We start from the raw sequence: 21,670 nt of genomic DNA on the forward strand, positions 1-21,670 counted from the left end.
ATTGTTATATAATCAACTTCAACTAATTCGTGATTAGTAAAAAATATACTAGGTGGTTAAGATATGAAAAAAAGAAATTGGTTATTTGTTGGTACTGTTATGCTTTCTACACACATTTTTCTGCTACACAGGTCCTTGCTGTTGAAGAGTCGGAAATCAGTACAACTTTAGAAGTAAATAATTTAAATGATTTAAATTCGATTTTTCCAGAAAATGAACAATGGGAAGAAGAGATGAAAAATGAAGCAAATACCGCTCCAGTTGAAATAGATCCAAAGGCTGTTGGACGTGCTAGAGCAGGTTCATGGTCATGGCGCGATGGTGTCATTTGTATAACAGATTCATATACTTCTAGTCCTCTTTTTAATAACGGTCATGCGGGAATCATGGGTGCTAGTCGCTGGTATACAACAGTTGAAGCTAACCCTAATGACGGCGTACAATTTAAAAGCGGTGACTGGCCTTCTCGTTTTGGTGGTCAAGTATGGCAAGTAGGAGTGAAAAGTACGTCAGTTGCACAAGATAAAAAAGCTGCCTTATGGGCAGAAAAACAGGTGGGAAAAAAATACAATAACAATTTTTTGAATAGGGGTACCAGAAGTACTTTCTATTGCTCTCAGCTAGTTTGGGCAGCATATAAAGACACAGCTAACGTCGACTTAGACACATGGCGCTATGCATCTGCTGTACATCCATTTGAACTTCACCAAACAGATAAAACAACTTTGATTTATAGGAAGAAATAAATATGAATAAAAATGTTTTAAGAAAAATGGGGCTAACCTTCCTATTTTTCTTACTTATGCTTGGCGGATGCCAAAAGAATACTGCTCTAAAAACAAAAGAGTACGATCTAGCTATTATTGACTCAAGAAATATCACAACTTTTCTTGAAAAAGACAGTAAACTAGAAAAAGTGGAACAACTTAAACGAACAGATGGTAATCTAAATTTTTGGCGCAATAATTTTTGGAAAATGGATGATTATTACTATACAAAAACCTCTGAAAATCCCAAACTTGAAGTTTCTTTAGCAAAAATTGGTAGTGATTTATCTATTGACCTTGTCAAAGCCGAAGGAAATGATGCTTACACTTCAAATGTGGACGGGGAATTTTTCTATACTAGCGCCTGTTTTAGCGATCGAACAGAATTTTATAAGTATGACAAGAACTTGAAACTTAAACAAAAAAAAGAACTCCGTAAAAAAGAAAGTGTCCTAACTAATCAATTGATCCCTTTAGAAGATTACCTCTATGTTTTATGTGGTTATACTAATCCTGACGATGGATCGAGTAAAAATATGTTAGTAAAAATGTCGAAGGAATTTGAAGTGGTTGAAGAAACAGATTTAGGTGATGAAGCAAGTGCATATCTAAGAATGGTTCACTTTCAAAATAAACTTTATATTACAGAAGCCAATGCCAGCGTGGGGGCAAATGGAGAACCGGGAGAAGCAAATCGAGTGCTTGTGTATGATCTAACAACAAAAAATAAAGAGTATCTCACTTTGACTTATCCTTATCCGATGGAAATATATGTAGATGAGCCAAACGAAAACCTAATCATACGTCACTATGAGCTATATGTAAAAAGCTATACATGGACAGTTTTTAACTTGAAAGACCAAACAGAATCGTTCATTCATTTTCCTGAATATGAAAAATTGGAACAAGAAAAACATATAAACCCTCCATTTTTCACTCAGGATAGTGGTTATTACTATTTTATGTTCGATGATCAACTCACCAAATATGATCCTAAAACAAATACACCTATCAAATTAGACTTATCAGCCTATGACTTTGAGGATACAAGTGCTTTGATTATGAATAAATAAGAATACACAATAAAACTCTACTTTAAATACTTAGTAGGGTTTTGTTGTTTTATGAAAGATGCTATAATGAGCAAGGAACGAAATGTTGGCTTTGGTGGAGGAATTATGGACGATAAAATGAATTACTACCCCATTTCCAGAGAGGAATGGCAAGGCTTCTATCATAATGGTAAAGCACCGTTGACAGAAGAAGAACTAGAAAACATCAAAGGCTTCAATGACCAGATCTCACTGCAGGACGTGCAAGATATTTATGTCCCATTGACGCATTTGATTCATTTATATATGAAGGAATTCGAGTCTTTGACTGTCAGCAAAGGGTTGTTTTTGCATGAGTATGTCCCTGTTCCGCCATTTATCATCGGCATTGCAGGTAGCGTAGCTGTCGGGAAAAGTACCACGGCACGTCTCTTACAGACGATTTTAGCTAGAACCTTCAAACGCCGCAATGTCCAGCTGATCACAACGGATGGCTTTTTGTATCCGAATAAAGTCCTTGAGGAAAAAGGCATCATGGACCGTAAAGGTTTTCCTGAAAGCTATGATATGGAAAAGCTGATCGATTTTTTGAACCAAGTCAAAAACGGACAGGACGAAATCAAAGCACCGCTCTACTCTCATAGTGTCTATGATATTATCGAAGGCGAGTATGAAGTGATCCAGCAGCCGGATATTTTGATCGTTGAAGGAATCAACACGCTTCAACTGCCAGCCAATCAACAGATTTATGTCAGCGACTTCTTTGACTTTTCAGTCTTTATCGATGCTGATCCGAAACTGATCGAAAAGTGGTACTTAGAACGCTTCGGCGCTTTACTAGATACAGCCTTTCTTGAACCGGATAACTACTATTATCAATATGCGATCGGCGACCGTGACGAAGCCTTTGCGATGGCGAAGGAAGTCTGGAAAAATGTCAATTTGAAAAACCTGGAGGAATATATCTTGCCAACACGAGGCAGAGCGGATATTATACTTCATAAGACTGAAAATCATATCATTGATAAGATCTTTATGCGGAAGTACTAAGAAAAGTGGAATGAAGCGTTTAATCCACATGAAACCGAGTAGGTACCTTTCTACATCAACTCATTTCATTCATTGTGTGTCAAGGCAATTATGAATCTGAAAGTGGAATGCTTTTTGTTCCAGTTGAAGATTATCTATTTTCCTTGCGGATTGCTTCATGGAGCTAGATCACAAAGCAATACTTAACTTGATTCTAAAGGGGTCAGAATTTTCCTAACGGAAAATTCTCCATAAACGGTGTAAAAAAAGCAGGTTTCTTGCTTTGAAACACAAAGAGCCTAGCGATTTGATGTTGAAAAGTACAAGACGCAGCATTTGCGTGTTGTTCCTTCTTGGATCGAACCTAAACGCTTTTTTACAACCTCTTTTTAGATAAATCTAAATGGATAGGGGTAATAAATGTGACCAATGTTGCCGATTTGACAACTGTCGAAAAAATTATTGTTTTAGACTTTGGTAGTCAGTATAACCAATTGATTACTCGACGTATTCGTGAGTTTGGCGTGTTCTCAGAACTTTTGAGCCACCGAATCACAGCGGATGAAATTCGCGAAATGGCTCCTAAGGGAATTATTTTCTCTGGTGGACCTAATAGTGTGTATGACGAAAATGCCTTCCAGATCGATCCTGAAATTTATGAGCTGGGGATTCCAATTTTAGGGATTTGCTACGGTATGCAATTGATGATGCATAATCTAGGCGGAAAAGTTGAACCTGCCGGCAACCGTGAATATGGTAAATCAGAGCTTTCTCTTTTGATTCCTGATTCACCGATCTTCAAAGGAACGCCTGAAAAACAAATCGCTTGGATGAGTCATGGCGACTTAGTTGCCGCTATTCCTGATAGCTTTGAAACGGTTGGGACTAGTTCAGATTGTCCTTTTGCTGCAGTACAAGATACAGCTCGTAATCTTTACGGTGTGCAGTTCCACCCAGAAGTTCGTCATTCTGAATATGGGAACGATTTATTGCGTCACTTTACCTTTGATATTTGTCATTGTGAAGGCGACTGGACAATGGACAACTTCATCGATATGCAAATCAACAACATCCGTGAACAAGTCGGCGATAAAAAAGTCCTTCTTGGCCTTTCAGGCGGCGTGGATTCAAGCGTTGTTGGGGTACTTTTACAAAAAGCAATCGGTGATCAATTGACATGTATCTTTGTGGATCATGGTTTATTACGTAAAGGCGAAGCAGAACAAGTAATGGATAGTTTAGCTGGTAAATTTGGCTTGAACATTATTAAAGTAGATGCGAAAAAACGTTTCTTAGATAAATTAACTGGCGTATCTGATCCAGAAGAAAAACGTAAAATCATTGGAAATGAATTTGTTTATGTCTTCGATGATGAAGCAACAAAACTTGACGGTATCGACTTCTTAGCACAAGGTACCCTTTATACAGATATCGTAGAAAGCGGCACTGAAACAGCGCAAACGATCAAATCTCACCATAACGTGGGCGGATTGCCGGAAGATATGCAATTTGAATTGATCGAACCGTTGAATACGTTGTTTAAAGATGAAGTTCGTGCATTAGGAATCGAATTAGGCATGCCGGAAGCGCTAGTTTGGCGCCAACCATTCCCTGGCCCTGGTTTAGGGATTCGTGTGCTTGGTGAAATTACGGAAGAAAAATTAGAAATCGTGCGTGATTCTGATGCGATTTTACGTGAAGAGATCGCCAATGCTGGTTTAGATCGTGATATTTGGCAGTACTTTACTGTGTTACCTGGCATCCGTAGTGTGGGTGTGATGGGTGACGGCCGTACGTATGATTATACGGTTGGGATTCGCGCCGTGACTTCAATTGATGGGATGACGGCTGATTTTGCGAGAATTCCTTGGGATGTGTTGCAGAAGATTTCTGTGCGGATCGTGAATGAAGTGGCTCATGTAAATCGCATTGTTTATGATATTACGAGTAAGCCGCCTGCTACTGTTGAGTGGGAATAGCCTGAAATCAAAAGGTTCAATAGAATCAAGGGTTTGCAAGGCGTTTGTAGAGGTATAAAACAGCTTAAAAATGGGTTAGTTCGGGTTAAGTGTCCCCGAACTGTCCCTTTAAAAAGGATTTAATTTATAGTTAAGATTCTTCTTTTAGTATGTAGCTATCCTAAGTCTTTTCAACTAATGAACTAGAATTTAAAAATAACTTTTCAATTTATCATATTGTCATTCTGTGATAAAATTACTGTTTGAAAGGAGAGAGTTAATATGTTCTCGACTGAATTAGAATTACAAAATTCATTCCACAATCATTTACAAAAAAGAATCACCACAAATGAGAGTATTATTGATGAGTTTAATGCTCGATTTGGGAATGTTGACATAGTGAAAGTTACAAATAATAGTGATTACACTTTCAACAATGACCAAGCAAACATATTAGCTGAATTTAGATATGCTAGAATAGTTTCTCTCCTACACAACAAAGCTATTAGAACCATTGATTATATAGTAAAAACAAGTGGTTATGATTACAATACCGTGAAATATATTTTAAAAAAACTTGTTTTTTTTGATATTGTATACGAAATAAATAATGGGAGATATTTAATTCATGATAACTTTTCATTTCCATTTTTAGAATTCACTTCTTATGAAGCGAAATTACATGACTGGAAGAAAGCTATCATACAAGCAAATAATAATAAAAATTTCTCCACATATTCATATGTAGTTTTTCCAGATGAAACTGCAAAAAAACTTGCAACAAACAAAAATGACTATTTTAAATACAATAACATTGGCTTAATAGGGGTAACAAAAGAGGGATACAAAACTTATATTAATGTGAAGAAAAAAGTAATACCTTTAAAAAAGAATGCTACTTTAATTTCTAGTATAGCAAAATTTATGCTACTTGCTGAAAAACAAAAACTTATTATTTAAAAGAGCAAAAGAATTACAGTTTACTAACTGTTTCTTCTTTTGCTCTTTTATCAGTGAAAAAAATATAACCATTACAAGAAATTATTTTTTTTCACTGAATTTATAGCTTCTTTGTATTGAGCAATGTGATCTGAATTAATATTGAATGTATTGTTTGGTAAATTATTGAATTCAGTTACATTTTTTTTAGCCGTTTCTAGCAGTTCTAATATCATTTCTATTTTCTCAGAAACATCTGGTAACATATCTATTAATTTAACATATCTATCCATTGATTCGAATTTGAATGTCCAAGTATAATTAGATTGTATTTCCTTTTGTTCAGGAGCCCAGTATCTAGGAGTTCCCATCGCCATACCTGTTCTCGTTAAAGTTTCATCTTCTGCTGATTTTGCTAGCCCTGGATCAATAAAATTCACTTTATTACCTTCAATAATAATATTATTTGGTTTTATATCTCTATGCACATAAGTAGTGTTCCACATAAGTTTGACTAGCTCTAATGATTCTTTTAAAAAAAAAGCAATTTCAGATAAAGAGTTAGTTGTAGAATAGTATCTTGAATCATTCATTGGTACACCTTTTACTGCTTCTTCAAAGTAATATTTGTAAATATGCTTTCCAACTTTGTACTCCTGTATCTCATCACAAATAATTAGTTTTGGGAAAATTGGGCATTTTTTAGCTGCGCTCACTTCTCGAAAAATATATGTATTTAAGAATCTTATCTCTTCATTCTTTTGTAACATTAATTCTTCCATATCAGCAACACTAGAGTATTCAATTTGATTGATAGTTTCATAGGGCGTAACGTTATAAATTTTTAATATCATTGTTTCAGACTCACAAACAATTCCAAATACAGCTTTTTGACCACTTTTTGGAAATTTTTTTATTTCCATGTAGTTAATTCCATGTGTATTTAAAATCCATTCCAAGTCAGTTCCATTAATTAATCTTACTTCCACTGTTATTATCCTCCAAACTTCACTAAATTATTCATCCAAATCGTTAAATCATCATTTATTTAACAAGCAATCTATCAAATCAATTTTATTATACCAACTACAATAAGATAAAGATACCTTCCTCAATGGAATTTATCATTAAATTCATGGTGTTTTTTTCATAATTAATGTTATCAACACGCATAGATTAAAAAGACTTATCAGTAAAAAATGATAAGTCTTTTTAATCTATGTTCACTATTTATATTTTATCTACCATTAACGACATAAACAAATGATAAATAATTAGCAAAATTCCCTACTCATTACCTATGCTCGTTTATACTTTTTCTTCCTTGTATATCGCCTCGCAAGAATAATTCAGTAGTCCCGTATTCGCTGTTTCATAAATTACTTTTAAACATTCGTTCTAAGACGATAAAGTTATTAAATATAGTATTTATTACCCTCGACATTAATGCATCAGCATTTCATTTTTCCTCATTATTGAAAGAACATCATTACATCTACTCTTCATCACCATCATACATTATAAAAGCCTATAATCCAGATAAATTTATTCAATATTCTTTAGTTGAATAATCTCACCAACATCATCAATATCTAAAGCTTCTGCAATTCTAATTAAATGATTGATTTGTATTCTTTGTCTTTTACCATTAGCTAGTTCACTCAATCTTGCTACTTCAATATCAGATAGCCTAGAAAGTTCGCTTAAAGAAATATTATGCTTACTTATCAAATCGTGAATTTTTATTTCCAATATTTTTTCTTTCATAAAAAACTCTCCTTCTATTGCTTATATAGGCATGATAATATATAATAAGCACAAGACCTTTGCTGATATAGGCAAAAGTAAAAATATTGATACTGTTAGCGAATGAGAAAAAAATACAAATTAGGAGGTTCAACATGGCTCACCCAGTAAAAATGATCACCTATCAAGATCTACATAAACTAAATCATTCAATCCAACTATTAAAGAACTGGCACGAAACAATCAGTTCACTAAAAAACAACACCCAAAACCAGTTTATTCCCGATAACCTCTTTTATGAGCATGAGCGAATACTAAAGACATTAACTCAAGAAACACAAAAACTTAAAACCAAAGAAAAACTGAAAAACATTTTGCTTTAAACTCCTAGCAGCAAATAGGATTTTAAAGTTCATCAGTATTAGCCAAACTAATATTGATGAACGATAGATTAAAGCAAGTAGTTGGATAACTGGCTACTTGTTTTTTTGTTTACACGTCAGCAGTAGAATGAGAGTATTCATAATAATTAAACCGATTATTCTTTTTTCTCTAATAACCAGTTCAACGCAAAAAAGCCTAGAGGAAATCCCCTAGACCTAACCACTACTAAATGAATTAGATTTTTATCTCATTCTCTATTGCATATTCTTCTTTAAGTGCTTCTTGTAGATACTTTGTTATTTGATTAAACTCATAAAGAAATAATTCTTTTTCTATATCCGAGTTAAACCCAATGTACTTGAAACTAGTATCTGTATCAATAAATAGATTATTATATTTTTCCTGCAAAGAAACTAATTTTTCATCTAATCCTTTGTCTTCCACTAACTCTTTAGGTATATCATTATATAGAAGCTGCTCATCTTCATATATCCACGTAGGAAAACATTTATAATCTAGATATAGTTTTATTTTTTTCATTGCTGTACTCCTAAAATAAATAGTACCTTGCTTACAACCTATTGATTCATTTCTGAATAATTTGAGTCTTGCTTTTCTATTTCAAATATCCACTACATTCAAATTTTTTTCTCGTGCATATTCATTTATTTTTGTAATTAGTTCATCTTTGTATATGCATTCTACAAATGGAATTTCACGCTGATTATTTATTTCATATTCTGGAAAAACCAAGAAATTCAATCGATCCAGTTTCTTTATAATATACTCGTTTCCTTCAAACTCGCCACTTCTAATTTCATAAGAACTAATAAATTCAATTATTGCTTCGTATAGCTCTTGCTCGTTTATTTCGGCTTGCAAGAATTTTTCTATTATACTCATTATTGATTCTCCCCTCCTTTATTAATACGAGGAAAAGGTACCAATTCTTTTCGTCTTTAAAAACTCATATCTAAGCCTTACCAAGTTTATCTTTTCCTACCCATTCGCTTCTTTAGACTACACTTTTCTATACTTCTTTAGTATTCTATCCCATTCCTCTAAACACTCAGGTTAAAATAGAAGCCTATCGTTTTATTTTTTCTAATAGTATCTCTAATTCTTTCATTAATTCATTGTTTTCAGTATTTAAATTCTTTAGTTCTGCTACATATTGTTCTACTTTAAGAATTAATTCTTTTTGGAAATCTTGAAGATTGATCAAACTTTCCCAAACGGTACTTTTTTCATTCAATTCTATGTCAGCTTCTACTGAAAGACTTCCTTCTGGCTTATCAGCACGTACTTCACTAATTTGAAGGTTCTCTTCACTTTTCACTAATTTTATCCATACTTCTGGAGTTTCTACATCACTAATATAAACCTTATCATTACTTTTAATTAATAGGATAGCTTGAATAAAATTACTGAACCAATCATAGATATTCATTGATAAAATATCCAAATCAATATCTTCTCTATACTCTCCGTAACATTCATTGTTTATTTTAACCAGAAAATATCCATATTCCCCTTTTAAGTTATCATCTTCTTCAATAAAAGAAGTAAAGATTTTAAATTTGATTTCGATCATTGTAGCTCACCTTTACTTTCTAAAATCATTTACCGTTAGCTTCTGACTTCCAAATACTGTATCTAAAATCCCATCGTTTTTGACAATGCTTATTTTCCTCTGGTTATTTCATAGTCCTCTCTACCAATCATATAACGTATTTTTTGAGTTAATTGACTATCAAATAGATATTGTTACAACAAAACGGTATTAGCTTTTATTCGCTCATACCGTTTTACCAATAATATTTTATTTTTTCAATAACCCCGTTTTATCTCATCTAACTATTTAAATTTATTTCGTCTACATTATTTTGCGTAGACATCTGAATCAATCCATTAGCAAATTGCTCTATAAGACCAATTTCACTGTATAGATAAAAACAACATCTATGTTTTCGTTCATCGTTATCGTCTATTTCCATGTCTACTTCTATTTCTATTTTTCCAGTTGCATCTGCTGGAGAAAAATTTAGCGAAAAGGCTGGTGTGAAATCTCCTTCTTTTTTCCCAAACTCTACATAACAACTATCCTTAAAATTAAAAGAAAATTCCTTAATTCTGTTTCCAATAATTTCTAAGTCTGTATTCTCAATGTAGCATAGTTGATAAGCTGAAATATATTTCGATTTAGCAGTAACTTTTATTTCTAATAAATTAGAATCTTCCCAATTTTTTTCTATTTTAATATTGCTCATATTTTCTCCATTGGATCATGGTTAGTTAAAATCTTTTTACGACATCTATTAGTATCTATAGTTTTACTCTCTCTACTGACAGAATACTTTTTTATCTTACTTTCCCTGAATCTAAAGAAAACGTTGTATTATCTCCATCACTACATTCAATACTGATAGAATCATTTCCCTCTAAATAATAATCTTCAATTGTATCTCTAAATCCTATTTTCCATAAAAAAGAACCATCGTTTTTATAAACAAATATATCAAACTCGCAAACGTATATAATATAGTTTGAATCAGAATCTATTAATATATCATATAATAATGAAGATAGTTTTTCTTCAAACCGCACAGATTTAGTAGTATAGTCTATACACGCAAAAATACTATTTATCCCTAAAAATATCTTATTTGACTGAGTTAGTAATTTTATTTGTGGTTCCAAACCAATATCATAATAAATAAATCCTACCTCAGATAAATTGTTACTAAATTTTATAAACTTGTTACTTTCAGATACTTCTTCACTAAATAAGAAAGAACCCTTACTCAAGTTTTTTTCTAATTCAATTGCTGACTCATAATACTCTATTTTCCAAGAATCCATTTATTTCCCACCTTTAACAATTATTGTTAGTAATCTGTCTCCATCCCAAACAGATTCTATTTTTACGCCCCCACTTAGACCTTTTAAAAAACTTTCTCTTACAGTAGTTATATAATTTACAGTTGGCAGACCTGGTAACTCTTTAGCCACATAGCTTCTTGTTTCTGTTTTTAAAATATTGGAATAATCATTAATAACATCCTTTAAATGATTATTTCAGTTGTACTTTGTTAAAGTCTTTTATACCAACTTTTATGTATTTAAATTAACTTTTAACTCAAAAAAGTCTAACAAAAATACTTTTAGACTTTTTTGAGTTGAATAATATTTTAGGGAAGGGAAAAAACTACTATCTTAATAAATGTCAATTCTTGAAATATCAACTTCCACATAATCATTTTTGTCAATGTCCTTAGGTATATCGCCATCAGATATATCTATTTTAAGCTCTCCTATTTGTAAAATCTCACTGTCCTTATCTACAAGTTTCCCTTGAATAGAGTAGCTACCATTTTTTTCATCTATTACGTATTCCTCATTGAAGTTTTTCACGATATTTCTAACATTAAATCCATAAAGAATATCTGAAAATGCGTCACCTTCTGAAAGAGTACAATCACTACAAAAACATTCAATGGAATACGTACCATCTGAAAGTAAAATATCTGCCTCTTTTGAATCTATATCTATCCAATTTACTTTTTTTACAATAATCATTATATATATCCTCCTATGGTTTTAAACCCAAGCTAGGTGCTTTTTTAGCAAGCTCTTTTACAGATTTCAAATGTAACGTTGTTATATTACCAGTTGTCCTATCTAATCCTACAAAAGCATATTTGGCACTGCCTTCACCACTAATAAGTTTGATATATCCGTTCATTTCGGGAACAAATTGCCCTTCATTAATTACATGATTTGCATCACTTAAATAATCAGCTATAGTGTAATTTTTTTTGTTTAAAGCCTGCTTCATTTCAGAACTATGTTTTGAAAAATGAATCTCTAATTTCTCAGAACTTCCAAAATTAATTCCAACCTTCCCTACATCCTTCCCTCTATCAACAGTCTTAACAACTCCTGCTGACTTCTCAAACTCTTTCAACGTTTCCCACTCTTTAGCAGTCAACTTGATCGCATCCAGCGTATAATCACCATTTCTAAGCAACTTTGCTGACTTCAAAATATCCTTCACTCGATCAATCGGTAGCACTGCAAGCAACAAGAAAACACCAGAAGATGAGCGCTGCATCGTCGTTGAATCTTTCGCAAGCAGGATCTCAATATCATCAATATTGGTAAGGATTTTAAAAATCTCTGGTCCATATTCTTTAAATAATTCAATATTATGAACACGAAACAGTTCATGTAACTCTTTTGTTCTTTGAACATCTAATTTCCCATTGCGATAAATCTGGTATTCGACGCCATTCGATAATTCTTTGATGACCACATCAATTCGGTCTTTGGGTTGGGCTTTGTTAAAGTCCTTTAGTGCTTTATACCATTTTTGATTTTTAAAATCAATGGTTTTATAGCCATCTTTCCCACCTGAAAAATTCCCGGCACTTCCTAGGAAGGCTAATCCTTCGGCAATCGAAGCAATAACTGTTTGTACGTCTGAGAAATCACTCCCATGCGCTGCTTCAAAGGCGCTATATTTTTCGAGAATTTCAATTTTCTTAGCGGTTCCTAACATACTTTGTTTATTAAAAAATTGATTAACAAACGGTACGTCTTCAAAGGCTTTTGCCAAAGCTTCCATGATCACATCATTTTCTGCTTGTAACCGACGTAACTCAGCTTTTAGGCCTTCCATTTTGGCGGTATCTAAATCATTTTCTGCTGGTCCAACTTCTGAGGTAAAAGCGCTCAAATAAGAGGTGATCGCATCATCAAGAGTATTTAAGGCATTGCCTACCGTCGTTGATACTTCTGAATAGGCATCAAAATAACTTTTAGTAGAATCCCACCCTGTACCAGATAATTTCCCTGCACTTTGAAACGCTTGTTGCGCCTCTTTAAAGGAATTTAGTTGATTTAATACTGTTAAGCGTAGCGTTTGAACTTCACTGGCAATGTTTTGCCATTCCGTATATCTAAATTTGGGCATCTTCCTCCTCCTTTTGTGCTTGTTTTTTTTGTAGCCATAGGAGGTCGTCTTCTGCTTGGATTTTTTTACGTTCTGTTTCACTGACTAATTCAGTTAACTCTTCTTTGCCCGCATCAAAGGTTCGGAATGCTGCTGTTCGTTCATCTTCCAGCATTTCTAGATCTATCCTAGCTGAACGTTCTGCTTCTGTTCCTTTACTGTAATAGAGAAATTCTTCTAATATCGCTGCTTGTTGTTGGTAAATACGTTGTAGATCATTGAGTAGAAAATCACTTTCGGCATCTTTTTTCTTTAACTCTATTTTTCGTTTTTCATAGTCTTCGATTTTTACTTGTAGTTGTTTTTCTTCCATAAAGCACCTACTTTACTGCATTTTTTTCAGCCTGTTTGATGGCTTGATGTATTTTTTCTAAGTTTCCAATGTCTTTAGACGCGTTGCTTTTAAACATTGATACGATAGAACTTAGAGAAGAAACACTACTTTTCATTCCGCTAACGGCACTACTTTCAGAAAAGCTCATGTTGCTTGCTTGTTTTGGTTTGAATGACAATGATGAGAGACTGCTTGTAAATTTATTTGTTAGAGTATTTACCGTAGCTGCATCGGTACTGATTTTACCTGACATATGAACATCTCCTTTACTAAATTTGATGATACTAGTACAATTCCATTGTTTTACCCCAATTAAACTCCATATGTAGACACTTATTTTTCAGTTAAATAACCAACCATCAAAAACATAATGTAATTTAAGGATAACACAATGGAAGACGGGGATCTTTTCAATTTATTTCATCTGAGCATCATTTTTTGATAAATTAGACTGAAGTTTTGGAAGATTGTTACATTGTGAATTGGGTCAATGAAGATAATCTAAGTAAAGGCATCGACAAAGTAGATTTTGATGGGAATATAAAGATTATTGAAGCTGAAGTTCAATAGCTCTTCCTCCACGTGATCGGAAATATATCCACTAAAAATAAAAAAACAGATCCCTTTAGTTATTAGGGTCTGTTTTAAAAATTAAAGGTGATCCATAGTGAACAATTACTCGATCAGATTTACACTTTTATTCATTACTGATCAATAAACGATCCTATCAAAATAAAAGCTATCTACGTTCTAATTCATTTTCAACCTCTTTCGTTTTACTTTCTATAAGCGTATCTAGATATTCAACAAAAACCGACTTATTATCAGCAGTAATCTTTCCGTCCATAAAGTTTTTTAGACTCGTCACTTCATTCCATGAATTAGAATTATTCAATGTTCTTAAACAATTTTTTAGATATCTTGTTGGCATGTCACTAATAGAAATATGTTTCCCCTCAGAGTTGATCCAAAAACCATCCTCTGCAGCGACAAATGGTACACTGCTATTTTCAATAATATTATTTCTAAACACTTCTTCGTAAATCATACTTTTCTTCCTTCCTTTTATATAATTATCTAGGTCACTATTCCTTCATCCATGAGTATATTGTACTTGTCCCATATTTCTTATTTTTATATTCATAATGAATCGTTACCTTTATTTCTTTTTCCTTATCTGTGAGAGTCGATTCGTTAAGTCCAATTCATTCCCTTCACCACTCAAAATATTTGTTGTAAAGGCCGTAAGACCATGAGTCTCATCAACTAATACCCATTTTTTGTTTTTCTTTATTGAAAATTCAGTTTCAGAGTCAAAAACCGTTATATTACCATCAGTATTATTTTTGATCAATAGTTTCATCTCCTTGAATTCCAACGTAATGAATGCCTTTTCATTTTCAATATTTTTATCTACACTGCTAGCTTTTGAACAACCGACCATCGATATCAATAGTACCCCTATCAAACAAAATTTTTTCATCGGTATTCCTTTCTTTTCATAAAAAATTATATCACAATAAAAATATTTTATACACCACTTAAAAAATATTTATAACTTTAAGAAAAAAATTCAGTATAACAAAATCTCAGAAAGCTGACCAATAGTAATTGTAATGAATACTAATTAACAACGTGTAGAAATATTCCTTGTCATATAATGATAAACAAAACGAACAAAAAGACTTGTTTTATCATAAATATCACTATCCACCTAATTTTTTGATAAAAATAATTTTCTTATTGTGATAAACTAATAGAGAAATAACCATAAACAAAAAGTAAAGGAGAGAACACACATGGCGGGAGATCGCATTAAATTATCACCACAAGAACTACGTACGTCTGCTACAAAATATACAGACGGTTCTAACCAAGTAAATGACATTTTACAAAAATTGCAAACGGAGCAAGACACGATTCAAGGAAACTGGGAAGGGTCAGGATTTGATAGCTTTAATGATCAATTCACAGCCTTAAAACCAAAAGTGAGTGAGTTTGCGGAACTATTAGAACAAATCAACAAGCAATTAAATGAAGTAGCCCAAATCATGGAAGAAACGGATCAAAATATTTCTTCTGCGATCGGTCGTGGACTATAAACAATTTTGAGAGATCAGGAGCGTTTGTCTTCTGGTCTTTTTCTAATAAACCGTTGTCAGTGCCTGTATAGTAGTGGATAAATATGGCAAATCCTAATCAAAAAATATCCTTAAGTTCGGTGGTGAAGAATTGAAAAAGAAACTGGGATTTATTTTAGGAATCATTTTACTTATCGCTTTTTTTGTAGTAGGAAAAAAATATATGGATAAGAAAGCGGTAGAGAAAAGCTATCAAGATGGGGTTGAACTGGTACAAAATTATGTAACAGATTATTTAGTAAAAAATTATGAAGGTATTGAAAAAATTGAGTGGCAAGGCGTTGGTGTTGAATGGCGTAGTTCTCCTACTTTAGGTGCATCTATTTTGGGAAACTATGTGGACAGTGATGCCAAAGTATTCATCTCTAAAAATGATTATTTTCTTATGACATTTCGTCTAAATGATAAAGCAGAGTATAAAGATAATTCAAAAAAATATTTCTTAAAAGCGTCCCTAAGTGCCAATAATATAGATTCTACACTAGCGATGGAAATACGTAATACCACCAGACGGTTGACAGCAGAAGAAAAACTTATTTTCCAAAATATTAAAAAGTCTAATTCTGGAAGTCCACACGTTCAAATTACTTACAATACAGCAATTCATGAATTGAGTTATTAAAAGAGGTGAAAATTTTATGAACAATGAAATTACAATAGAAGTTTTAGCAAGAGCCATTGACGCAACCCAAAAGACTGTTCAATCTAATAATAATGATGATGAAATCTAGTTAGAAATTGGAGATGGACAACAGAACTACCAGGGTCAGCGACAAAAACACTCAACTAAATACAGTCGTTTATGTTGAAACCAGTGTACATAATTAGGACAGAAGAAAATAAGTTACATAGACAGTGAAAAAGAAAACGTACGAAAAAAATTGCTATATGTTGTTCATATTGTTATTCTTACATAAGAATAGAGCATTAATTTAGGTGGTGAAGTAGTGAAAAAGAAATGGATTTTAGCAACAATACTAGGAATGATCGTACTCATTATTTTATGTATCGGAGGAAAAAAATATATGGATAAAAAAGCGGTAGAGAAGAGTTATCAAGACGGTATCGAACTGATACAAAATTATGTAACAGATTATTTAGTCAAAAATTATGAAGGCATTGAAAAAATTGAGTGGCAAGGGGTTGGCGTCGAATGGCGTAGTTCTCCTACTTTAGGTGCCTCTATTTTAGGAAATTATGTGAATAGTTATGTAAAAGTATTTGTTTCTGATAAAACGTACTTCACGATAGAATATCGATTAAATGATGAAACTGAATACAATAATGACTTACAAAAATATGTATTAGACGATTATTTGAACTCTAGTAATATAGATTCCGATATCAAAATGGAGATAGAAAATACTACTAGAAAAATGAAAGTAGCTGATAAGGTACTTTTTAAAAAGATAAAGAAAAAAAAATCTGGGAGTCCAAATGCTCAAGTTATTTACAACTTGGAAGTTCATGAGCTGACATATTAATAGAGGAGGATGTCTATGAGTAATGAAACTACAACAGAGATTCTAGCTAAATCAATTGATATCACAAAAGAAACTGTTCAAAAAAAGAATATCGGTGATAATATAAAATTAGAATTAGGAAAGGAAAAGAAATATTACCAAATCCTAAACAAAGCCGCCAGCGACAAAGACAACCAGCTAAACGCAATGGCTATCGCACCAATCGTCAATGGGAAACCTGATTACAATAACGTAGCTGTCGTTTATGCCGGCACTAATACATGGGAAGATACAGGAAAATGGGGGTTTACCACTGCTGGAGGTGCATTGACAGGCGGGCTTTCTGGAGAATACAACGATGCACAAGCGTTCTTAAAAGAAACCTACGACAAAGTAGCCAAACACAACGGAACGATTACCGATGTTGCTGGCTTTAGCCAATCTGGTGGCTACATGATGAAAATGGCTGGCGAACATGGGAAAGAAATGGGCTTTCAGACAACAAGTTTTGATGATTGGGGACGTGATCAGTTCGGAACGCTCACAGATGATCAACTGAAATGGCTGAAAAATAATCCTGACCTGTTGACGCGTTACCAAAATGATTCCTGGGCTGATTGGTCAGGCCGTGATCACAATTATGGAAATGTTTCATCTATTTCAGGAATTGGTGAACATAACACCCTAGCTAAATACTTTGATGGAGATACATTGAATCTAGATCGTTTAGCGAAAGATGGTATTTTTGCACCTGGCATGACCAAAGCACAAGTAGAACTAGCCGCTAAAAACTGGGCAAAGAAAAATGGTGATGGAAAATTTTGGACAGGTGATGATGCCGAAGCGAAAGCCCGTGTAAAAGAGTACTTAAAGTTATATGGTACTTATCGAATCGCTGATCTTGAGGACTTAAAAAACCTAAGAAAAAAATTAAAGAAAAGCGGCGGCGGTTTATCGAAAAATGAAGAAATTTATTTAGATAACAGTGAAGCTTTATTCGCTGTAACAACTGCTTCACAAACCATGAAGGATGGCTTGTTTGAAGTCATAACGATCTATCAAGAGGCTATGATCGAGGCTAAACAGGTTTGGTCTGAAGGACTTCAACATGCACGTTCGATCGGAACAGAATTGAATGAATCAGAAATCACAGAAGCACTGGCTTCGGTTGGGGCAACTGAGTCCAGTATCGTAACTGAACCTACGACTTTCTATAAAGAACAGATAGCGAAAGCTAAACAGTTAGGTGAAAGTTTTGATAGCCTTGTTTCTGAAATCAAGGCGGGGATCGATAAACTTGTTCAAAGTGACAAAGAGTTATCTAGTCAACTTTTCTAGAAAGGAGTATTCAGTTGGATCAGCAAGAGCGATTAAAAACAGAGTATCTAAAGAAAAAACGTCAATTTGAAGAAAAAGAAGATGATATTCTTTTTCAAAGAGACCAAGGAATACGTGATTTAGAAGAAGTTGCAGACATGACACACTATTATTTAAAAGACTACGTTCCAGATCAAGCATTTATTATACAAGCTGTACATAAGTTAGACAGGCTAAAAGATGAGGTTTATGAAGCCGCACAATATGACCGAAAACAAATCGAACGAGAGATAGAAGACTTAGATGAGACCTATTATCGTGAGATTCGTATATTATCTGATCAGGAATTAGCAAAGAAAGAGAGTGATTCTTGATGTTAGATGATGTAAAAAAAGATCTTAAAAAGAAGGCACAGAAAGCCGCGATCGCTTCAGCAGTTGGTCAATCCATGACCCAGAAAAAACAAACGAACCAACAAAAAGCAAAACAAGATGGAGAAACCAAGCTGGCTTCGCTGAAAACAAATATGGCGAGTGTCTCTGAAAGTATGGGAAATTCTGTCAAAGGAGAATTCGGTAAAAAAGTAAAAGAGACCTTCAAAAAACAAAGTGAAAACTTAGATAAGTTTTCCTAGCAATCTTTAGATATGAACCAAAAAAATGCCAAAAACAGCACCCTCGATAAATCAAGGTTGCTGTTTTTAGTTTATAAGCTGAATAATTGATTTTGGCTTTTTTCTTATAATCAGTTTAGTTGAAAACCCTGTTCTTTCAAAAAGGCCGCAATTTCTGGTCGTCTAATTTCTTCAAAAAAGGCAACATTGCTTTCTGACCAAGAGGTTTGTTTTTGATTACTTTCTCTAGAACTATAATATTCCTTCGATACTTTTTCATATTCTTTTAAATCAGCGAATTGTTCGTGAGGATAGTAATTTTCGCTAATTTGATTTTTTTCTAATAATCTTGGTTTAACTTTATTTTTACTAGCAGGAACGCCGACTGTTAGTCCAAATAATGGAAAAGTATACTTAGGCAACTTCAACAATTCGGACACTTTTCGGACATCATTACGAATTCCTCCGATGTAACAAATACCTAAATTTATTGACTCTGCAGCCAAAGCCATATTTTGTGCTGCAATCGATGTATCGACAATGCTTACAATCAAAGACTCCATATTGGTCAATCCGTCTAATTTTTTATTATTTTCAATGAGTAGCCTTGATTGTCTATATAAATCAGCGACAAATACATAAAAAGTTCCTGTATTTTTTACATACGGAGCACTTCCAGTAATGTCAGCTAGTTCTTCCCTCAGCGTTTTATCGGTAATTTCTATAATTGAAAATGCTTGGACAAAATGAGAAGAAGAAGCACTGCGCGCCGCAGTCAATAAAGCTTTTCTGGTTTCTGGTGACAACGGAATATCTTTGAAATCTCTGACAGAAACATGTGTCGTCATTTTTTTTATATAATCATTCATTGATCTTACCTCCTTGATATGACCTTAGTATACAACTCATTTATACTGGGCACAATACTGTCTAAAAAGGAGCCTGCTATAGAAAAAAGCAGTTTCCATGAAGCTAATCAGATACACTATACTTTGCTGCGGCTAATTTGTAGCTGACTATAGTATAACTTAGGCATTTAAACAAAATATTCTAACTCTAAAAAGAAGGAAAGAAAACAAACTAACCACCTATAGTAAAAATGGCTAGCTCGCTATTATAGTTAAAATCGATTATTACATTTTTTAATTTTCTTCCTTAAGCTATTTCACTCTAAATATAATACAAATTCTCTGACGGATAAACCGCATCGCTCGTGATATCCAAACCTAACTCTCGCAGGGTTTGCTCATCATTTTTGCTCAACATCACTGTTGAATGAGCCTGTACGCCGTTCAACTCTGATAATTTATCATAAGCTAATTGTGCTGTTGGGTTAGTCACGGCACTGATTGCTAAGGCAATCAAAATTTCATTCGCTTTTAAAGCAGTAATCTTGCTATGCAAGTCTTTGCGTTTCATTGTTTGGATCGTTTCCAGAATGACAGGCGATAGTAATAAAATTTCATCCGAAATATTCGCTAGCATCTTGATTGAATTTAAAATAGCTGATGAACAGGAATCCATCAAATTGCTTGTTCTTCCGGTAACGATACGACCATCCGCAAGTTCAAAGGCAATGACTGCCGGTGTATCATTACTTTGGGTTTGTTCTCTTAATTGTTCTGAGTACTCTCTAGCAGGAAGGACTGCCTTGCGGTCCTCTTTTTTCAACTCGACTTCTTCCATGATCAATTTGATGCGATTGACTGTTTCTTCATCGATCAAGCCTTTTTTAAAATCACATTCTGTGGCAAAGCAACGACGAATGATCTCTTGTTTAGAGGCTTCTTTCACGACTTCATCATCAATGATACCAAAGCCGACACGATTCACGCCCATATCTGTTGGCGATTGATAGATCGATTCTTCCCCAGTGATTTTCTCAATGATTCGTTTGATCACAGGGAACGTTTCGATATCGCGATTATAGTTGACTGCCACTTGCTGGTATTTATCGAAGTGGAAAGAATCGATCATATTGACATCTTTTAAATCGACGGTCGCAGCTTCATAAGCAATGTTTAACGGATGCTTCAACGGGACATTCCATACAGGGAAGGTTTCAAATTTTGAGTAACCAGCCGTTTTGCCATTACGGCTTTCATGGTACAGTTGATTCAGACAAGTGGCTAATTTTCCACTGCCAGGTCCTGGGGCTGTGACGACCACGATGGGTTTAGTTGTCGGAATGTACTCATTTTTCCCAAATCCTTCTTCGCTGACGATTTTTTCAAGATTTGATGGATAATCTTCAATTGCTGAATGTTTATAGACCTTGATGTCTCTTCTTTCCAGCTTGTTGATAAACATTTTTGTGGAAGGTTGTCCACTGTAGCGTGTGATCACAACACTATTGACAGCTAAGCCATATTCTTTCAATTCATCGATTTGGCGTAAAATATCCATATCGTATGTGATCCCATAATCCCCACGAATCTTATTCCGCTCGATATCACCTGCATAAACACAAATCAAAATCTCCGCCTGATCTTTTAATTTTTGCAGCAGCTTGATTTTCGCATCCGCATCAAATCCTGGTAACACACGTTTCGCATGCATATCACCAATCAGCTTACCACCGAATTCCAAGTATAACTTGTCATAGTGATCGACTCTTTCAAGAATATACTTTGACTGCTCTTCAATATACTTTTGTGGATCAAACCCCAATTTCTTCACGTAAGAACCCTCCGATATTTTTATACTGCCATCTATTATAAACTTATTTATGAATGATTACGATATAAAACATTATTTTTTTAGATCGATCATGATTCGTATTTATCTATTTTTTGGTAATCAAGCAAGTTCCCTTGTTTTTTCTTGTTCAATATACTATTTTATATCACTCACATAATTTTTTTTGCTGCGAATGGATGAACAGATACAAAAGTAGTCTATAATCAAACAAAT

General features: G+C 33.7%; 27 protein-coding genes. 12 read left to right on the forward strand and 15 right to left on the reverse strand.

Annotated elements, in window-relative coordinates; translation table 11 throughout:
• Window positions 1-77 precede the first annotated feature (77 nt).
• The 5 genes from IGI58_RS05655 (at window position 78) to IGI58_RS05675 (ending at window position 5,766) form a co-directional block, all read left to right on the forward strand.
• On the forward strand, window positions 78-746 hold the full coding sequence (locus IGI58_RS05655; RefSeq protein WP_429954221.1) for a YiiX/YebB-like N1pC/P60 family cysteine hydrolase: 669 nt from the start codon (window positions 78-80) through the stop codon (window positions 744-746).
• A gap of 2 nt (window positions 747-748) precedes the next feature.
• Window positions 749-1,840: a hypothetical protein gene (locus tag IGI58_RS05660; RefSeq protein WP_429954219.1), complete on the forward strand. Its 1,092-nt coding sequence runs from the start codon at window positions 749-751 to the stop codon at window positions 1,838-1,840.
• A gap of 105 nt (window positions 1,841-1,945) precedes the next feature.
• The gene (gene coaA, locus IGI58_RS05665; RefSeq protein ID WP_087641963.1) at window positions 1,946-2,869 is read left to right on the forward strand and encodes a type I pantothenate kinase; all 924 of its coding nucleotides are present in this window, start codon (window positions 1,946-1,948) and stop codon (window positions 2,867-2,869) included.
• 401 nt (window positions 2,870-3,270) lie between these two features.
• The gene (guaA, locus tag IGI58_RS05670; protein ID WP_429954217.1) at window positions 3,271-4,827 is read left to right on the forward strand and encodes a glutamine-hydrolyzing GMP synthase; all 1,557 of its coding nucleotides are present in this window, start codon (window positions 3,271-3,273) and stop codon (window positions 4,825-4,827) included.
• 261 nt (window positions 4,828-5,088) lie between these two features.
• Window positions 5,089-5,766, forward strand: a complete 678-nt coding sequence (locus IGI58_RS05675) for a hypothetical protein (protein WP_429954216.1) — start codon at window positions 5,089-5,091, stop codon at window positions 5,764-5,766.
• A gap of 71 nt (window positions 5,767-5,837) precedes the next feature.
• Here the strand turns inward: IGI58_RS05675 and IGI58_RS05680 are convergent, their stop codons facing one another.
• Window positions 5,838-6,734 (reverse strand): protein kinase domain-containing protein, encoded by an 897-nt coding sequence (locus IGI58_RS05680; protein WP_429954215.1) that lies wholly within the window; start codon window positions 6,732-6,734, stop codon window positions 5,838-5,840.
• 556 nt (window positions 6,735-7,290) lie between these two features.
• The gene (locus tag IGI58_RS05685; RefSeq protein ID WP_429954214.1) at window positions 7,291-7,512 is read right to left on the reverse strand and encodes a helix-turn-helix domain-containing protein; all 222 of its coding nucleotides are present in this window, start codon (window positions 7,510-7,512) and stop codon (window positions 7,291-7,293) included.
• Between the two features lie 134 nt (window positions 7,513-7,646).
• Here IGI58_RS05685 and IGI58_RS05690 point away from each other — a divergent pair, with 134 nt between their 5' ends.
• Window positions 7,647-7,874, forward strand: coding sequence for a hypothetical protein (locus IGI58_RS05690; protein ID WP_429954213.1), 228 nt, complete (start codon window positions 7,647-7,649; stop codon window positions 7,872-7,874).
• A 235-nt stretch (window positions 7,875-8,109) separates the two neighbouring features.
• On the opposite strand, the gene IGI58_RS05695 is transcribed toward IGI58_RS05690, so the two are convergent.
• The 11 genes from IGI58_RS05695 to IGI58_RS05745 all read right to left on the reverse strand — a co-directional run bounded on the left by IGI58_RS05695 (window position 8,110) and on the right by IGI58_RS05745 (window position 14,706).
• Window positions 8,110-8,415: a hypothetical protein gene (locus IGI58_RS05695; protein WP_429954212.1), complete on the reverse strand. Its 306-nt coding sequence runs from the start codon at window positions 8,413-8,415 to the stop codon at window positions 8,110-8,112.
• A gap of 81 nt (window positions 8,416-8,496) precedes the next feature.
• Window positions 8,497-8,778, reverse strand: coding sequence for a hypothetical protein (locus IGI58_RS05700; RefSeq protein ID WP_429954211.1), 282 nt, complete (start codon window positions 8,776-8,778; stop codon window positions 8,497-8,499).
• Between the two features lie 184 nt (window positions 8,779-8,962).
• A complete protein-coding gene (locus IGI58_RS05705) occupies window positions 8,963-9,469 on the reverse strand; it encodes a hypothetical protein (protein ID WP_429954210.1) in 507 nt (168 codons plus the stop codon).
• 259 nt (window positions 9,470-9,728) lie between these two features.
• Window positions 9,729-10,145 carry a hypothetical protein gene (locus IGI58_RS05710; protein WP_429954209.1) on the reverse strand — a complete coding sequence of 139 codons (417 nt, stop codon included), beginning with the start codon at window positions 10,143-10,145 and terminating at the stop codon, window positions 9,729-9,731.
• 91 nt (window positions 10,146-10,236) lie between these two features.
• Window positions 10,237-10,737, reverse strand: coding sequence for a hypothetical protein (locus IGI58_RS05715; RefSeq protein ID WP_429954208.1), 501 nt, complete (start codon window positions 10,735-10,737; stop codon window positions 10,237-10,239).
• A gap of 354 nt (window positions 10,738-11,091) precedes the next feature.
• A complete protein-coding gene (locus IGI58_RS05720) occupies window positions 11,092-11,454 on the reverse strand; it encodes a hypothetical protein (protein ID WP_429954207.1) in 363 nt (120 codons plus the stop codon).
• A gap of 13 nt (window positions 11,455-11,467) precedes the next feature.
• Complete coding sequence (locus IGI58_RS05725; protein WP_429954206.1) at window positions 11,468-12,850, reverse strand: T7SS effector LXG polymorphic toxin; 1,383 nt, start codon at window positions 12,848-12,850, stop codon at window positions 11,468-11,470.
• Window positions 12,837-13,202, reverse strand: a complete 366-nt coding sequence (locus tag IGI58_RS05730; RefSeq protein WP_429954205.1) for a hypothetical protein — start codon at window positions 13,200-13,202, stop codon at window positions 12,837-12,839. The genes IGI58_RS05725 and IGI58_RS05730 overlap by 14 nt, the downstream gene beginning before the upstream one ends.
• A 7-nt stretch (window positions 13,203-13,209) precedes the next feature.
• Window positions 13,210-13,476: a DUF3130 family protein gene (locus IGI58_RS05735; protein ID WP_429954204.1), complete on the reverse strand. Its 267-nt coding sequence runs from the start codon at window positions 13,474-13,476 to the stop codon at window positions 13,210-13,212.
• Window positions 13,477-13,962: 486 nt separating this feature from the next.
• Window positions 13,963-14,271: a hypothetical protein gene (locus IGI58_RS05740; protein WP_429954203.1), complete on the reverse strand. Its 309-nt coding sequence runs from the start codon at window positions 14,269-14,271 to the stop codon at window positions 13,963-13,965.
• 111 nt (window positions 14,272-14,382) lie between these two features.
• Entirely contained in the window at window positions 14,383-14,706 is a 324-nt protein-coding gene (locus tag IGI58_RS05745; RefSeq protein ID WP_429954202.1) for a hypothetical protein, read from the reverse strand.
• 316 nt (window positions 14,707-15,022) lie between these two features.
• Between IGI58_RS05745 and IGI58_RS05750 the strand changes: the two genes are divergently transcribed.
• The 6 genes from IGI58_RS05750 to IGI58_RS05775 all read left to right on the forward strand — a co-directional run bounded on the left by IGI58_RS05750 (window position 15,023) and on the right by IGI58_RS05775 (window position 18,778).
• Window positions 15,023-15,325 carry a WXG100 family type VII secretion target gene (locus IGI58_RS05750; RefSeq protein WP_088270133.1) on the forward strand — a complete coding sequence of 101 codons (303 nt, stop codon included), beginning with the start codon at window positions 15,023-15,025 and terminating at the stop codon, window positions 15,323-15,325.
• A gap of 130 nt (window positions 15,326-15,455) precedes the next feature.
• Window positions 15,456-15,986, forward strand: a complete 531-nt coding sequence (locus tag IGI58_RS05755; RefSeq protein WP_429954201.1) for a hypothetical protein — start codon at window positions 15,456-15,458, stop codon at window positions 15,984-15,986.
• 325 nt (window positions 15,987-16,311) lie between these two features.
• Window positions 16,312-16,848: a hypothetical protein gene (locus IGI58_RS05760; RefSeq protein ID WP_429954200.1), complete on the forward strand. Its 537-nt coding sequence runs from the start codon at window positions 16,312-16,314 to the stop codon at window positions 16,846-16,848.
• A gap of 15 nt (window positions 16,849-16,863) precedes the next feature.
• The gene (locus tag IGI58_RS05765) at window positions 16,864-18,165 is read left to right on the forward strand and encodes a hypothetical protein (protein ID WP_429954199.1); all 1,302 of its coding nucleotides are present in this window, start codon (window positions 16,864-16,866) and stop codon (window positions 18,163-18,165) included.
• A gap of 14 nt (window positions 18,166-18,179) precedes the next feature.
• A complete protein-coding gene (locus IGI58_RS05770; protein WP_225534655.1) occupies window positions 18,180-18,518 on the forward strand; it encodes a hypothetical protein in 339 nt (112 codons plus the stop codon).
• A complete protein-coding gene (locus IGI58_RS05775) occupies window positions 18,518-18,778 on the forward strand; it encodes a hypothetical protein (protein WP_429954198.1) in 261 nt (86 codons plus the stop codon). The genes IGI58_RS05770 and IGI58_RS05775 overlap by 1 nt, the downstream gene beginning before the upstream one ends.
• A 110-nt stretch (window positions 18,779-18,888) precedes the next feature.
• On the opposite strand, the gene nfsA is transcribed toward IGI58_RS05775, so the two are convergent.
• Together nfsA and IGI58_RS05785 are read right to left on the reverse strand one after the other, a co-directional pair.
• Entirely contained in the window at window positions 18,889-19,626 is a 738-nt protein-coding gene (gene nfsA / locus IGI58_RS05780; protein WP_429954196.1) for an oxygen-insensitive NADPH nitroreductase, read from the reverse strand.
• A 301-nt stretch (window positions 19,627-19,927) separates the two neighbouring features.
• Window positions 19,928-21,436 (reverse strand): DUF1846 domain-containing protein, encoded by a 1,509-nt coding sequence (locus IGI58_RS05785; RefSeq protein ID WP_225534644.1) that lies wholly within the window; start codon window positions 21,434-21,436, stop codon window positions 19,928-19,930.
• Between the last annotated feature and the right edge of the window lie 234 nt (window positions 21,437-21,670).

Source organism: Enterococcus sp. AZ020 (assembly GCF_050499205.1).
In the GTDB taxonomy this organism is placed as follows: Bacteria; Bacillota; Bacilli; order Lactobacillales; family Enterococcaceae; genus Enterococcus_L; species Enterococcus_L dunnyi.

Coding starts and splice junctions, on each gene's coding strand:
- IGI58_RS05660 (WP_429954219.1), top strand. CDS start 749: ATGAATAAAAATGTTTTAAGAAAAATGGGGCTAACCTTCCTATTTTTC.
- coaA (WP_087641963.1), top strand. CDS start 1,946: ATGGACGATAAAATGAATTACTACCCCATTTCCAGAGAGGAATGGCAA.
- IGI58_RS05675 (WP_429954216.1), top strand. CDS start 5,089: ATGTTCTCGACTGAATTAGAATTACAAAATTCATTCCACAATCATTTA.
- IGI58_RS05685 (WP_429954214.1), bottom strand. CDS start 7,512: ATGAAAGAAAAAATATTGGAAATAAAAATTCACGATTTGATAAGTAAG.
- IGI58_RS05690 (WP_429954213.1), top strand. CDS start 7,647: ATGGCTCACCCAGTAAAAATGATCACCTATCAAGATCTACATAAACTA.
- IGI58_RS05695 (WP_429954212.1), bottom strand. CDS start 8,415: ATGAAAAAAATAAAACTATATCTAGATTATAAATGTTTTCCTACGTGG.
- IGI58_RS05700 (WP_429954211.1), bottom strand. CDS start 8,778: ATGAGTATAATAGAAAAATTCTTGCAAGCCGAAATAAACGAGCAAGAG.
- IGI58_RS05705 (WP_429954210.1), bottom strand. CDS start 9,469: ATGATCGAAATCAAATTTAAAATCTTTACTTCTTTTATTGAAGAAGAT.
- IGI58_RS05710 (WP_429954209.1), bottom strand. CDS start 10,145: ATGAGCAATATTAAAATAGAAAAAAATTGGGAAGATTCTAATTTATTA.
- IGI58_RS05715 (WP_429954208.1), bottom strand. CDS start 10,737: ATGGATTCTTGGAAAATAGAGTATTATGAGTCAGCAATTGAATTAGAA.
- IGI58_RS05720 (WP_429954207.1), bottom strand. CDS start 11,454: ATGATTATTGTAAAAAAAGTAAATTGGATAGATATAGATTCAAAAGAG.
- IGI58_RS05725 (WP_429954206.1), bottom strand. CDS start 12,850: ATGCCCAAATTTAGATATACGGAATGGCAAAACATTGCCAGTGAAGTT.
- IGI58_RS05730 (WP_429954205.1), bottom strand. CDS start 13,202: ATGGAAGAAAAACAACTACAAGTAAAAATCGAAGACTATGAAAAACGA.
- IGI58_RS05735 (WP_429954204.1), bottom strand. CDS start 13,476: ATGTCAGGTAAAATCAGTACCGATGCAGCTACGGTAAATACTCTAACA.
- IGI58_RS05740 (WP_429954203.1), bottom strand. CDS start 14,271: ATGATTTACGAAGAAGTGTTTAGAAATAATATTATTGAAAATAGCAGT.
- IGI58_RS05745 (WP_429954202.1), bottom strand. CDS start 14,706: ATGAAAAAATTTTGTTTGATAGGGGTACTATTGATATCGATGGTCGGT.
- IGI58_RS05750 (WP_088270133.1), top strand. CDS start 15,023: ATGGCGGGAGATCGCATTAAATTATCACCACAAGAACTACGTACGTCT.
- IGI58_RS05765 (WP_429954199.1), top strand. CDS start 16,864: ATGAGTAATGAAACTACAACAGAGATTCTAGCTAAATCAATTGATATC.
- IGI58_RS05775 (WP_429954198.1), top strand. CDS start 18,518: ATGTTAGATGATGTAAAAAAAGATCTTAAAAAGAAGGCACAGAAAGCC.
- nfsA (WP_429954196.1), bottom strand. CDS start 19,626: ATGAATGATTATATAAAAAAAATGACGACACATGTTTCTGTCAGAGAT.